Origin of the sequence: Mycobacterium sp. (assembly GCF_019243155.1) — a bacterium.
Classification (GTDB): domain Bacteria; phylum Actinomycetota; class Actinomycetes; order Mycobacteriales; family Mycobacteriaceae; genus Mycobacterium.
This window is the reverse complement of the sequence record NZ_JAFAUS010000532.1, coordinates 1-13205: the sequence shown is the minus strand read 5'-3', so window position 1 is coordinate 13205 and position 13205 is coordinate 1. Positions and strand designations below refer to the sequence as shown.

Here is a 13205-nt window from a genome sequence, read left to right as displayed (position 1 = left end):
CTGGAGTCGATGCTGAACCGGCTGAACCTGCCCGACGACGTGCCCATCGAGGCCAAGATGGTGACCCGGGCGATCAAGAGCGCCCAGACCCAGGTCGAGCAGCAGAACTTCGAGGTCAGAAAGAACGTCCTCAAGTACGACGAGGTGATGAACCAGCAGCGCAAGGTGATCTACGCCGAGCGTCGCCGCATCCTGGAAGGCGAGAACCTCAAGGAGCAGGCGCTGGACATGGTCCGCGACGTGGTGACCGCCTACGTGAACGGCGCGACGGTCGAAGGCTATGCGGAGGATTGGGATCTCGAAGCGTTGTGGACCGCGCTCAAGACGCTGTACCCGGTCGGGATCACGCCGCAGTCGGTGATGCGCCGGGACGAGGACTCCGAGCACGACGACCTCACCCGCGAAGAGCTGCTCGACGAGCTACTCAAAGACGCCGAACGCGCTTATGCCGCAAGGGAAGCCGAGCTCGAGGAAATCGCGGGCGAGGGTGCGATGCGCCAGCTGGAACGTAACGTGCTGCTCAACGTCATCGACCGCAAATGGCGCGAGCACCTCTACGAGATGGACTACCTCAAGGAGGGCATCGGCCTGCGCGCGATGGCCCAGCGTGACCCACTGGTCGAGTACCAGCGCGAGGGCTACGACATGTTCATGGCCATGCTCGACGGCATGAAAGAGGAGTCGGTCGGCTTCCTGTTCAACGTCACCGTCGAGGCGGTGCCCACCCCGCAGGTCGCCCCGGTCGAGGCGCCGGAAGGGCTGGCTGAATTCGCAGAGGCGGCCGCCGCCGGTGGGCAGCAGACCGCGACGCCCACCGCGGTGCGCGAAGAGACTCCGCCAAGTACATTGCGCGCCAAGGGTATTGACAACGAGGCACCCGCGCTGACCTACTCGGGCCCGTCCGAGGACGGCTCGGCGCAGCTGCAACGCAACGGTGGTGGCGACGAGCGGACGCCTGCCGGCGTGCCGGCCGGTGCCAGCCGCCGCGAGCGACGCGCCGCCGCCCGCCAGCAGGGCCGCGGCACCAAGCAACCCAAATCGGTGAAGCGGCGCTAGTCGCCGTTTGGCGCCGAGTGTGCGGCTAGCTTCACGTTCGGCGCCCAGTGTGCGGGTAGCTTCACACTCGCACGGCGCTTTTCGGGGCGATCAGGCGCACAATCAGCGAATGAAGCGATTCCTGACGGTCGGCTATGGCACGGCCGCTTACCTGCTGTTTCTTGCGGCGTTCCTTTACCTGGTCGGTTTCGTAGGCAACTTCTGGGTGCCGCGGACCGTCGATCGCGGGCTCTCGGCGCCCGTCAGACAAGCGGTGCTGGTCGATCTGCTGCTGCTCGGCGCGTTCGGGGTCCAGCACAGCGTCATGGCGCGGCCGGCGTTCAAGGAGTGGTGGACACGATTCGTGCCGCCGTCGATAGAGCGCAGCACCTACGTGCTGCTGTCGAGCGCCGTGCTGGTGTTGCTCTACTGGCAATGGCGAACGCTGCCGGCCGTCATCTGGGACGTGTGGCAGCCGGTGGGGCGCCTGACGCTGTGGACGTTGTTCTGGCTGGGCTGGGCGATCGCGCTCGCCGCGACCTTCATGATCAGCCACGTCGACCTGTTCGGCCTTCGGCAGGTCTATCTGGCTTGGCGCGGAAAGCCGTACACACACATTCCTTTTCACATTCGGATGCTGTACCGACTGGTGCGCCACCCGCTCATGCTCGGTTTCGTCATCGCTTTCTGGGCGATTCCCACCATGACGGCCGGGCATCTGCTCTTCTCGATCGCCATGACGGGTTACATCCTGGTCGCCACGCAGCTGGAGGAGCGCGACCTGGTTGCGGCCCTTGGCGATCAGTATCGCGAATACCGTCGCACGGTGCCGATGCTGCTACCGCTCAAACGCCCGCGGCCGCCGGCCAAAACCGCTGGCCAGCACTAACTTTCGAGCAGCGCGGCAATCCGCTCCAGGGTGGCAGTCATGCCCTGTTCGGTTTGTCGCGGCATCGAGCCGCCGGTGACCATTCGCTTCTGCTTTTCCTGTGACACGTCCCAGGTTTCGCGCACCAGCGTTCCGCCGCCGGCGGGCGTCAGTTCATAACGCCAGATGCGTCCACCGACCAGACCGCCCAGCCCGTAGGTCTGCCAGGCGATGCGACGGTCCGGCTCGTACTCGATGACGGTGCTGGTGGTGCGGTAGGGCAGGAACAGTGTCTCCTTGCGCCCGCGCATCGCCATCCCGAATGTCGAACCCAGCGTCAGCGGAACCGACCTCTGCGTCGCGTGGTTCACCGACCCCGAGCCGTCGAAGGTGGCATGTTGGCCGGCGTCGGCCAGCAGCGTGAAGATCGCGTCCGGCGACGCCTTGATGACACGCTCGACACTGACCGTGTTTCCGTCCATCCGCTAACAGTAGCCCTGGCCGACCTGTAAAGATTGGCGTTATGGACGTCAAGGAGGTGTTGCTGCCGGGGGTCGGTCTCCGCTACGAGTTCACCGATCACAACGGCGATCGCATCGGCATCGTCGCGCGGCGAAGTGGCGATTTCGACGTCGTCGTCTATGCACGCGAGGATCCCGACGAGGCCCGCCCGCTGCTGCACCTCAGCGACGAAGAGGCCGAGGCCGTGGCCCAGATCCTGGGGGCGCCGCGGATCGCCGAGCGGTTCACCGAGCTCGCCCGCGAGATTCCCGGGCTCGAGACCGGCCAGGTGCACATCCCGGCCGGCAGCCCCTTCGCGGACCACCCACTGGGAGACACCCGCGCCCGCACCCGCACCGGGGCATCGATTGTCGCGATCGTGCGCAACGACGAAGTGCTCGCGTCGCCCGGTCCCACCGAAATGCTGCATGCGCAGGACGTTTTGATCGTGATCGGCACCGAAGACGGCATCGCGGGAGTCGAGCAAATCATCGACAAGGGCTGAGGCAGTGCAGGTTTCGGGGACGCTGCTGCTGCAACTCGGCGCCCTCCTGACGACGCTGGCCGTACTGGGCGCCATTGCACGCCGACTGGGGATGTCGCCCATACCGGTGTATCTGCTGGCCGGTCTGGCGCTGGGCAAGGGCGGAATCCTTCCGTTGGCCGCGGGCGGTCAGTTCATCACGACGAGCGCTCCCATCGGCGTCGTGTTGCTCCTGCTCACCCTGGGCCTGGAGTTCTCCGCGGCCGAGTTCGCGAGCAGCCTGCGCCACCACCTGCCGTCCGCGGGGGTCGACATCGTGCTCAACGCGGGCCCGGGCGCGATCGCGGGCTGGCTCCTGGGTCTGGACGGCGTGGCCATCCTGTGCCTGGCCGGTGTCACCTACATCTCTTCCTCGGGTGTCATCGCACGCCTGCTGGAGGACCTGCACCGGCTCGGCAACCGGGAGACGCCCGCGGTGCTGTCGGTGCTGGTCCTCGAGGACTTCGCGATGGCGGCTTACCTCCCGCTGTTCGCCGTTCTGGCTTCCGGCGGTGGTTGGCTGCAGGCCGTCGGCGGGATGGCCGCCGCGGTGGGCGCGCTGCTGGCGGCGTTTGCCGCGAGCTATCGCTGGGGCCATCACGTCGGCCGGCTGGTGGAGCACCCCGACTCCGAGCAATTGCTGCTCAGGGTGCTGGGCGTCACCTTGATGGTGGCGGCGATGGCCGAATCCCTGCACGCGTCGGCCGCCGTGGGCGCCTTTCTGGTGGGCCTCACGCTGACGGGCGAGACGGCGGAGCGGGCGCGCAAGGTGCTGGGGCCGCTGCGTGATCTGTTCGCCGCGATCTTCTTCCTGGCGATCGGCTTCTCGGTCGACCCGCAAGAGCTCGTCCCGATGTTGCCGGCGGCGCTGATCCTGGCCGCGGTCACCGCGGCGACGAAGGTGGCCACCGGCGCGTTCGCCGCCCGCCGCGACGGCGTGGCACGGCGCGGCCAACTGCGCGCGGGCACCGCGCTGATCCCCAGGGGCGAGTTCTCGCTGATCATCATCGGGTTGGCCGGCAAGTCGATCCCCGCGGTCGCGGCGTTGGCGACGTCGTATGTGTTCATCATGGCGATCGTCGGTCCGGTGTTGGCGCGGTACGTGGGGGGCGCGCGGCAGGGCGGCACCGCGCAGGCCAATTGATCTCAAGCCAATTGAGCCTGCGGGCCCGTCAACCAATGTGCAGGGCCACCACCGTCCACCGTGGTCCGGCCCGCTCGACGCGGCAGGCGATGGCGTGCACCCGGTGGCCGCGGCTGTAGGAGCCGAATACCTCGGCGGCGCTGTCCGGCTCGCGGTGTCCCGCCGGCTGCAGCCGCATCCGGCGCAGCACCGCGGCGCCGTCCGGCGCGTGCCCCGCCGTCGACCGGCCGACCGCGACCACGGAATCAACCAGGCTGGGCGCCAGCAACCCCCGCAGCTGTGCGGCGGGCCTGCGGCGGTCGATGACCTCGAGCACACGGCGCAGTGCGGCGTCGGCGAAGGCAGCCGCCTGGCGCAGCTGCGCGGACATGACCGGGGCAGGCTCGGACGGCTGCCTGCTCGGTTGGCCGGCGCAGGGACGGGGCGCCGCGCGGGTGCCGCGGCGGCGCAATGGAGTGTGACGTGTTTGCCGGCACGCCGCGACTTCGCGCGCGACGTCCTGAGTCGGCGGCTCGTAGTCGACCAGGGGTGTGACGGCGAAAACGTCGGTCGGGCTCCCAACAGGACTAGTGTTCAACGCGCACACTCCAACTCTCCTCAGAGCCTGCTGGAGAGTGGCAGACAGCGTCAGTAAGTCGTCATCATGGCACAAGTCGATGTCGCGCGTACCCGCACAAAACCGCGCGCCCGTAAGACGATTACCGTGGTCGATACATCGCTCCCCGCGAGGGAGCGATGAGTCGATAAGGAGGACAGCGCCGCATGGTGACCCGGTTGTCCCCGCCGGACGCGTCGTTCTTTCGGCTCGAGAACACCGCCACCCCGATGTACGTCGGATCGCTGTCGATCCTGCGCCGTCCCCGCGCCGGGCTGAGCTACGAGACGCTGCTGGCCACGGTCGAACAACGGTTGCCGCAGATACCGCGCTACCGGCAGAAAGTCCGGCAGGTGCCCGTCGGAACCGCCCGGCCGGTGTGGGTGGACGACGAGGACTTCGACATCACCTATCACGTGCGACGCTCGGCGCTGCCCTCGCCCGGAAGCGACGAGCAGCTGCACGAGCTGATCGCCAGGCTGGCCGCCCGGCCGCTGGACAAGTCGCGGCCGCTGTGGGAGATGTACCTGGTCGAAGGCCTGGCCAAAAACCGGCTCGCGATCTACACCAAGTCACATCAGGCGCTCATCAACGGCATGTCGGCGCTGGAGATCAATCACGTGATCGCCGACCGGACCAAACGGCCGCCGCCGTTTCCCGAGGACATCTGGGTACCGGAGCGCGATCCCGGCAACACCCGGCTGATCTTCGGGGCGATCAGCGAATGGTTCGTCGGGCCCGGCACCCAACTGCAGGCCGTCTCCTCGGCGATCGGCGGGCTGGTGACCAACAATGGCGAACTCCTCGACGCCGGCCGCCGGGCACTGGACTTCGCGCGCAACCTGGCCCGCGGCACCGCGCCCAGCAGCCCGCTGAACGCCCGCGTGTCGCGTCATCGGCGGTTCACGGTGGCCCGCGGCAGCCTCGAGGACTACCGCACCGTGCGTGCGCGCTACGACTGCGACGTCAATGACGTGGTGCTCGCGGTGATCGCCGGCGCCCTCGGGAGCTGGCTGATGTCGCGTGGGGTGGCGGTGTCGCCGACCGCGACGGTGCGGGCGATGGCACCTCTGTCGGTCTACGCGGACGGCCAGCTCGACGCGACCGGCCCGGGCCAGGCGATCAGTCAGGTGATGCCGTTTCTGGTCGATCTGCCGGTCGGGGAGCCGAATGCCGTAGTGCGGCTGTCGCAGATCGCGCACGCGACGGAATCGAATCCGACGGCGGCCCGCCTGGTGGACGCGAGGACCATCGTCACGCTGTCGGGTTTCGCGCCACCCACCTTGCACGCCATGGGAATTCGGGTCGCCACCAGTTTCCCGAGTTTTTCCAAGCGCACCTTCAACCTGCTGATCACCAACGCGCCCGGTGCTCAATCGCAGATGTACGTCGCCGGTACCAAACTGCTCGACACCTATGGTGTGCCGCCGCTGCTGGACCATCAGGCCCTCGCCATCAGCGTAACGTCCTACAACGGCATGCTGTATTTCGGAATCAACGCCGACCGCGAGGCGATGAGCGACGTCGAACTGCTGCCGGGTTTGTTGAGCCAATCGCTGGAGGAATTGCTCGAGGGGTCCCGGTAGTTTGCAGCGGGTGAAAATCGCTGCGTCGTTATATTATTCGTTGTTGTGAGTACCGCGACTAACAACGGCTCGTCGACGAGCGGCAAGAAAAAGAAATTGAATGCGCCAGCCGAGCGCAGGATTTCCGACGCCGTGTACGAGGCCGAATTGTTCCGCCTGCAAACGGAATTGGTCAAGTTGCAGGAATGGGTCCGGCAGACCGGCGCGCGTATCGTCATCCTTTTCGAGGGCCGCGACGCCGCGGGCAAGGGCGGTGCCATCAAACGGATCACGGAATACCTCAGTCCGCGGGTCGCCCACATCGCCGCACTACCCGCGCCCAGCGACCGGGAACGCGGTCAGTGGTACTACCAGCGCTATATCGCGCACCTGCCGGCCAAAGGGGAGATCGTGTTGTTCGATCGCTCGTGGTACAACCGTGCCGGTGTCGAAAAGGTCATGGGATTCTGTACGCCGCAAGAGTATGTGCTCTTTCTGCGGCAGACTCCGCTCTTCGAGCAGATGCTGATCGACGACGGGATCCTGCTACGCAAATACTGGTTCTCGGTTTCCGAGGCCGAACAGCTGCGCCGGTTCAAGTCACGCCTGAGTGATCCTGTCCGCCAATGGAAGCTGTCCCCGATGGACCTGGAATCGGTTTACCGGTGGGAGGATTACTCGCGGGCTAAAGACGAAATGATGGTGCACACCGACACCTCGCTAAGTCCTTGGTACGTCGTGGAATCCGACATCAAAAAGCACGCGCGACTGAACATGATGGCCCACCTGTTGTCGACGATCGACTACACCGAAGTGCCGACGCCCAAGGTCAAGTTGCCGAGGCACCCCGTGGTGACCGGGAACTACGAACGCCCGCCACGCGAGCTGTCGACGTATGTCGACGACCACGCCGCGACCCTGATCGACGACTGATGGCGATCGCAAGAGCGGCGGAGCCGGTCGCAGCGGGTCGGCAGGTATAGGCATGGCGCTGGTATTCATCCCTGCCACCCTGGCGATGCTGCGCCAGTTCATCGCCGACGGTTCGCTGCGGCCCGTGAACGGCACCGCATTCGCGGTGACCCCCACGTTGCGCGAGGCCTACTCCGAGGGCGACGACGACGAGCTCGCGGAGGTGGCGTTGCAGGAGGCGGCGTTGGCGTCGCTGCGTCTGCTGGCCGATGAGGGCGGCGACTTGCCGCCGCGGCGCGCGGTGCTGGCCGCGGAGATCGAGGACGTCAAGTACCGGCCCGATCTCGACGACGCCGTCGTCAGGCTCGGTGCGCCCGTTCCGATCGACGACGTCATTGCCGCCTATGTCGACAACGCGGAAGCCGAATCGGCCGTGACGAAGGCCATCGAAGTCATCGACGCGGCCGACCTGGGCGACGAGGATGCCGAACTGATCGTCGGCGATGCGCAAGACCATGACCTGGCCTGGTACGCGAACCAGGAGCTGCCGTTCCTGCTCGACCTGCTCTGACGTCCGAATGTGATGCATCCGGCACCGCGGTCCTAGCTACGACACCGTAGGTTACGGTAGCGTAGGTTTCGTGAAGCCCACCCAATCGACCACAATGATGAGCGCAAGCCAGTCGCCGCATAGTGAGCAGGAGCTTCCGCTGGGCAGACGAAACCCCTCGATCACGGGCAACGTCGTCGAGACCACGCGACCCGTCGTCGCCGGCGCCGAACGGCACCCCGGCTGGCACGCGCTACGCAAAATCGCGGCACGCATGACTACGCCGCTGCTGCCCGACGACTATCTGCACCTGGCCAATCCGTTGTGGTCGGCGCGCGAATTGCGGGGCCGAATCCTGCAGGTGCGCCGCGAGACGGAAGACTCCGCGACCCTGGTGATCAAACCCGGCTGGGGCTTCAATTTCGACTACCAGCCGGGCCAGTACATCGGGATCGGGCTGCTGATGGACGGGCGCTGGAAGTGGCGGTCCTACTCGCTGACCTCGAGCCCCAGCGCCAAGTCCCGATCCGGCATGGATCGCACCGTGACCATCACCGTCAAGGCCATGCCCGAGGGGTTCCTGTCGAGCCACCTGGTCGCTGGTGTCGAGCGAGGGACCATCGTGCGGCTGGCCGCGCCGCAGGGCAACTTCGTCCTGCCCGACCCGGCCCCGTCGTCGGTGCTGTTCCTCACCGCCGGTTCCGGGATCACGCCGGTTATGTCGATGCTACGAACCTTGGTGCGCCGCAATCAGATTGGTGATGTGACACACCTGCACTCGGCGCCCACCGAATCAGACGTGATGTTCCGGGCCGAGCTGGCGGCACTGGCCGACGCCCAGCCCGGGTATCGCCTGCAGCTGCGCGAGACGCGCACGCAGGGCCGGCTGGACCTTTCCACGCTCGATCAGCAGGTGCCGGACTGGCGCGAACGCCAGACCTGGGCCTGCGGTCCGGAAGGCATGCTGATTCAGGCCGAGCAGGTATGGTCGGCGGCTGGTATCAACGACCGGTTGCACCTGGAGCGGTTCGCGGTAACCAAGGCCGCGCCCGCCGGTGCCGGTGGAGCCGTGACCTTCGCCCGTAGCGGGCGGACGGTGACCGCGGACGCCGCGACGTCGTTGATGGACGCCGGCGAGGGCGTCGGCGTGCAGATGCCCTTCGGCTGCCGGATGGGGATCTGCCAGTCGTGCGTGGTGAGCCTCGTGGAAGGCCACGTTCGCGATCTGCGCACCGGAGTCGAGCACGATCCCGGCACCCGGGTGCAGACCTGTGTGTCGGCCGCATCGGGCGATTGCGTACTCGACATATAAAGGCTACTCACAGGTAACCTACGGACTCGTAGGTTACGATAGCGTAGGGAATGTACCCCAACGACCGTAGGGAGATGACGACGTGGCAATCACCGACGTCGACGTATTCGCCCATCTGACGGACGCCGACATCGAAAGCCTGGCGGTTGAGCTCGACGCCATTCGCCAGGACATTGAAGACTCTCGCGGCGCGCGGGACGCGCGCTACATCCGTCGCACCATCGCGGCGCAACGTGCGCTGGAAGTGGCCGGCCGACTGACGCTGGCCGCGAGTTCCCGGCGCTCTGCGTGGTGGGCGGGAACCGTGACCCTGGGCGTGGCCAAGATCATCGAGAACATGGAGATCGGCCACAACGTTATGCACGGCCAGTGGGACTGGATGAACGACCCCGAGATCCACTCCTCGACGTGGGAGTGGGACATGAGCGGGTCGTCCAAGCACTGGCGCTACACGCACAACTTCGTGCACCACAAGTACACCAACATCCTCGGGATGGACGACGACGTCGGCTACGGCCTATTGCGCGTTACCCGCGACCAGCGCTGGAAGCGCTTCAACCTCTTCAACCTGCTGTACAACACCTTGCTCGCCATCGGATTCGAGTGGGGCGTCGGCTTGCAGCACGTGGAGATCGGCAAGATCCTCAAGAAGCGGATGGACCAGGACGACGCCCGGCAGCGCTCCGAGGAGTTCTTCGTCAAGGCCGGCCGCCAGGTGCTGAAGGACTACTTAGCGTTCCCGGCGCTGACGTCGCTGTCGCCGGGCGCGACCTACCGCTCGACACTGACGGCCAACGCGACCGCCAATGTGATCCGCAACGTGTGGGCCAATGCTGTCATCTTCTGCGGCCATTTCCCCGACGGCGCAGAGAAATTCACCAAGACCGACATGATCGGCGAGACCAAGGGCCAGTGGTACCTGCGTCAGATGCTGGGCAGCGCCAACTTCGAAGGCGGCTGGCTGATGCGGTTCATGAGCGGCAACCTGTGCCACCAGATCGAACACCACCTGTACCCGGACCTGCCGAGCAATCGGCTGCACGAGATCTCGGTGCGGGTGCGCGAGATCTGCGACAAGTACGACTTGCCTTACACCACAGGCTCATTCCTGGTGCAGTACGGCAAGACCTGGCGCACGCTGGCCAAGCTCTCGTTGCCGAACAAGTACCTGCGCGACGACGCCGACAACGCGCCGGAGACGCGAAGCGAGCGGATGTTCGCCGAGCTCGAGCCCGGCTTCGCTGGTACCGATCCGGCCACCGGCCGGCGGCGCGGCCTCAAGTCCGCTATCACCGCGGTGCGAGGTTGGCGGCGTGCTAAGCGGGCCGCGGCGGCGGGCAGCGCCGATGACGGGATTGCGGCCTAGGCAAGGTAATTCGCGGGCAAGGTAACTCGCGCTAGCGCCGGGTACTACGGATAGAACTCTGCGGCGGCCGTCGGGGCGACACCGAGTTCGGCCGCGACGGCATCGATCGCTTGCTGCCCGAGGTTCGGGTCGACCCGGCGGTCGGGAAGAAAATATGGGCCGACGTAGCGGTCGTAGTGGTATTGCGCTTCCTGCCAGGTCTGTCGGTCGAGAAACCGGTGGACGTAGTCGACGGCCCGGCCGGGTTGTTCGTGGAGGAATTGCAGCGCCCGCCGGTTGGCCCGCACCACTGCCGCAACGGCGGGGCTGTCCAGCGGGATATGGGTGGGATCGATGACGACGCCCACGGTAGGGATCTGGAAGTGATCTCCCACCCAGGCCAGCACGTGAAATCCCTCTTCCTTGGCAACCTGTTCGGGGGACAGCGTGCTCCCCACGTAAGCGGCGTCGATCGAGCCGTCCCGCAGGCGTCGCAGATCCATTTGGTAGTCGCCCGGATGCCGCACCACGCATCTCACGTCGCGGTCGGGGTCGAGGCCGTGTTTGCGCAGTACGATCCGGGCGAACGTGCCGGGCGGGTCCGACGGGCCATGGACGGCCAGCCGGCGCCCGCGAAGATCCTCCATCGATTTCACGTCGGCGTTGCCGAGAAACCAGAACAGCGGGTGATCGGTGCTGACGGACAACGCCTTCCAGCCGATCCCGTCGGTCAGCCTCGACACCAACGTCTTGCCCAGGCCGATCACCGAGCCGCGGCGTAGCCGTTCCGCCGGCCAGCCGACCCCGTCGCGGAGTGCGACGTGGACGTTCTCGTCCTCGAAATAGCCCTCCTGGTCGGCGATGTGGGCAACCAGCTCCTCATGGATACCACGCCCGACGTAGAACAGATCGATCGTCTCCATGGCCAGACCCCTTTCCGATCTGCCGACTTGGTCAGCGCCACAAACCAATTCAATCCATGGCGAGGCCGCCGTTGACCTCCATGCAATGACCGGTGATGAAGCCGGAGTCGTCGCTCGCCAAGAAGGCGACGGTCTTGGCCACCTCCTCGGGACTCACCAGGCGTCCCATCGGGTTGGTCGCGCCAAGCCGCTGCAACTCCGTCGCGCTCAGCAAAGCGTTCGCCGTTGTGTCGCCCACCGTGGCGGGCGACACGAGATTGGCCGTCACCCCATGCGGCGCCAGCTCGAGTGCGACGTACCGGACGAACTGGTCGAGCGCCGCCTTGGCGGTGCCTACCGTGATCATGCCGTCACGAGGCCGGCGGGACAGCACCGTGGTGAGGTAGACCAGCCGTCCGTAGCCACGGGAAACCATATCCGGGACAACAGATTTGGTCAGCATATAGGCGGCGTGCAGCTCTTGGTCGAGTTTGCCGCCGAGCTGCTCCCAGCTCAGGTCGGCGAACGAGGTGACGTCGTAGGGGATCAACGCGTTGTGCACCAGTACGTCGACCCGGCCCCACTTTTCGTTGGCCTCGTCGATCATCGCGGAGACATCGTCGGCGACGGTGACATCGGCCCGAATCGCCACGGCCGCACCGCCGGCGGCGGTGACGCCCCGGACAACTTCGTCGGCTTCCTCGGCGCTGGATCGGTAGTTGACGACAACCCGAAACCCTCGCTCCGCGAGAGCCAGTGCGCTCGCGGCACCGATTCCCCGGCTGGCCCCAGTAATGACAGCGACATGGTTCATCAGGGTTACCTCCGACCGCCGGCAAGCCGGAACGATACCCTTGTGGCACATCCCGGTAAAGGGTCTGTCTACGCAGGCGACGTGCCTTCGAGCGAGGAGAGACGACCATGAGCGATGACGACGTGCGGGCCGCGCTGCAACGTCACTGGGAGGCCTCCGACGCCAACGACTTCGCGACGGAACACCAGATCTACCGGGCTGACGCGGTTCTCGAATATCCACAATCGGGCGAACGGATCAAGGGCCGGGCCAACATCCAGGCGTCACGCACCGCTCAGCCGAACGAGAAGCGTTTCACGCTGCGGCGCATGCTCGGCGGCGGCGGCCTGTGGGTCAGCGAGCTCGTGCTGACCTACGACGAGCAACCGTTTTACGTCGTCAGCATCATGGAATTCGAGGATGGGGAAGTGGTCCACGAGACGCAGTACTTCGCGGATCCGTTCGAGCCCGGTCCATCTCGGGCGCAGTTTGTCGAGCGAAGTTAAGCGGTTGCCGCCCAACGTGCGTCATGACACGCCGGCGCGGCCCGTCGCCTCGAACACGACACGCCGCCCGATTTCGACGGCGTGGTCGGCGAAGCGTTCATAGAACCGCCCGAGCAGGGTGACATCGACGGCCGCTGCGACGCCGTGCGGCCACTCCTCATCCATCAGGACGCTGAACAGTTCTCTGTGGAGCCGGTCCATCGCGACGTCTTCAAGGCCTATTTCTGCGGCCTGCTTCGGGTCACGCGACAGCAGAACGTCTCTGGCGGTGTTGCCGAGATCCACGGCAATGCGCCCCATTTCGGCGAAGTACCCGTTGACCTCGTCGGGCAGGGCGTGATTGGGATGGCGACGGCGAGCGATCTTCGCGACATGCAGCGCGAGTCCGCCCATCCGTTCGGCGTCGGCCGCGTTCCTCATCGAACCGACGACGAGTCGCAAGTCGCCCGCGACCGGCGATTGCAGCGCGAGCAACACGAACGCGGCTTCCTCCGCGTCGGCTTGCATCTGGGCAAGATCATCGTGATCGGTGATCACCCGTTCGGCCATGGCCAGGTCCGCTTGCAGGAGCGCCTGCGTCGCGCGATCCATAGCCAAGCCGGCGAGGCCACACATTTTGCTGAGCATCTCGGCCAGCGCGTCGAGTTGGTCATG

14 protein-coding genes and 1 pseudogene are annotated in these 13205 nt (G+C 66.1%); 10 read left to right on the top strand and 5 right to left on the bottom strand.

Annotation, left to right across the window (positions count from 1 at the left end):
• Together JOZ00_RS27070 and mddA are read left to right on the top strand one after the other, a co-directional pair.
• Positions 1-1056, top strand: a pseudogene (locus tag JOZ00_RS27070) (preprotein translocase subunit SecA); the annotation flags it as partial.
• Between the two features lie 109 nt (positions 1057-1165).
• A complete protein-coding gene (gene mddA / locus JOZ00_RS27065) occupies positions 1166-1924 on the top strand; it encodes a methanethiol S-methyltransferase (protein ID WP_293350799.1) in 759 nt (252 codons plus the stop codon).
• On the opposite strand, the gene JOZ00_RS27060 is transcribed toward mddA, so the two are convergent.
• Positions 1921-2385, bottom strand: coding sequence for an SRPBCC family protein (locus JOZ00_RS27060; RefSeq protein WP_293350796.1), 465 nt, complete (start codon positions 2383-2385; stop codon positions 1921-1923). The genes mddA and JOZ00_RS27060 overlap by 4 nt on opposite strands.
• 41 nt (positions 2386-2426) lie before the next feature.
• Between JOZ00_RS27060 and JOZ00_RS27055 the strand changes: the two genes are divergently transcribed.
• Complete coding sequence (locus JOZ00_RS27055) at positions 2427-2909, top strand: cation:proton antiporter regulatory subunit (protein ID WP_293350793.1); 483 nt, start codon at positions 2427-2429, stop codon at positions 2907-2909.
• 4 nt (positions 2910-2913) lie between these two features.
• Entirely contained in the window at positions 2914-4071 is a 1158-nt protein-coding gene (locus tag JOZ00_RS27050; protein WP_293350790.1) for a cation:proton antiporter, read from the top strand.
• A gap of 28 nt (positions 4072-4099) precedes the next feature.
• Here JOZ00_RS27050 and JOZ00_RS27745 read toward each other — a convergent pair whose 3' ends face one another.
• Positions 4100-4648: an Rv3235 family protein gene (locus JOZ00_RS27745; RefSeq protein WP_366022426.1), complete on the bottom strand. Its 549-nt coding sequence runs from the start codon at positions 4646-4648 to the stop codon at positions 4100-4102.
• A gap of 185 nt (positions 4649-4833) precedes the next feature.
• Between JOZ00_RS27745 and JOZ00_RS27040 the strand changes: the two genes are divergently transcribed.
• From JOZ00_RS27040 to JOZ00_RS27020, 5 genes are all read left to right on the top strand, one after another.
• The gene (locus JOZ00_RS27040) at positions 4834-6252 is read left to right on the top strand and encodes a wax ester/triacylglycerol synthase family O-acyltransferase (protein WP_293350784.1); all 1419 of its coding nucleotides are present in this window, start codon (positions 4834-4836) and stop codon (positions 6250-6252) included.
• A gap of 45 nt (positions 6253-6297) precedes the next feature.
• Entirely contained in the window at positions 6298-7164 is an 867-nt protein-coding gene (gene ppk2, locus JOZ00_RS27035; RefSeq protein WP_293350782.1) for a polyphosphate kinase 2, read from the top strand.
• A gap of 52 nt (positions 7165-7216) precedes the next feature.
• Positions 7217-7714, top strand: coding sequence for a hypothetical protein (locus tag JOZ00_RS27030; RefSeq protein WP_293350780.1), 498 nt, complete (start codon positions 7217-7219; stop codon positions 7712-7714).
• Positions 7715-7853: 139 nt separating this feature from the next.
• Positions 7854-9005: a ferredoxin reductase gene (locus JOZ00_RS27025; protein WP_293350802.1), complete on the top strand. Its 1152-nt coding sequence runs from the start codon at positions 7854-7856 to the stop codon at positions 9003-9005.
• Between the two features lie 82 nt (positions 9006-9087).
• Positions 9088-10371: a fatty acid desaturase gene (locus JOZ00_RS27020; protein WP_293350778.1), complete on the top strand. Its 1284-nt coding sequence runs from the start codon at positions 9088-9090 to the stop codon at positions 10369-10371.
• A gap of 44 nt (positions 10372-10415) precedes the next feature.
• Here the strand turns inward: JOZ00_RS27020 and JOZ00_RS27015 are convergent, their stop codons facing one another.
• Positions 10416-11273 (bottom strand): ABC transporter substrate-binding protein, encoded by an 858-nt coding sequence (locus JOZ00_RS27015; RefSeq protein WP_293350776.1) that lies wholly within the window; start codon positions 11271-11273, stop codon positions 10416-10418.
• Between the two features lie 49 nt (positions 11274-11322).
• Positions 11323-12066 carry an SDR family oxidoreductase gene (locus JOZ00_RS27010; protein ID WP_293350773.1) on the bottom strand — a complete coding sequence of 248 codons (744 nt, stop codon included), beginning with the start codon at positions 12064-12066 and terminating at the stop codon, positions 11323-11325.
• Positions 12067-12173: 107 nt separating this feature from the next.
• Here JOZ00_RS27010 and JOZ00_RS27005 point away from each other — a divergent pair, with 107 nt between their 5' ends.
• Positions 12174-12551, top strand: a complete 378-nt coding sequence (locus JOZ00_RS27005; RefSeq protein WP_293350770.1) for a nuclear transport factor 2 family protein — start codon at positions 12174-12176, stop codon at positions 12549-12551.
• A 21-nt stretch (positions 12552-12572) separates the two neighbouring features.
• Here the strand turns inward: JOZ00_RS27005 and phoU are convergent.
• Positions 12573-13205 (bottom strand): phosphate signaling complex protein PhoU (gene phoU, locus JOZ00_RS27000; RefSeq protein WP_293350767.1); only part of this gene is annotated, 633 nt, incomplete at its 5' end.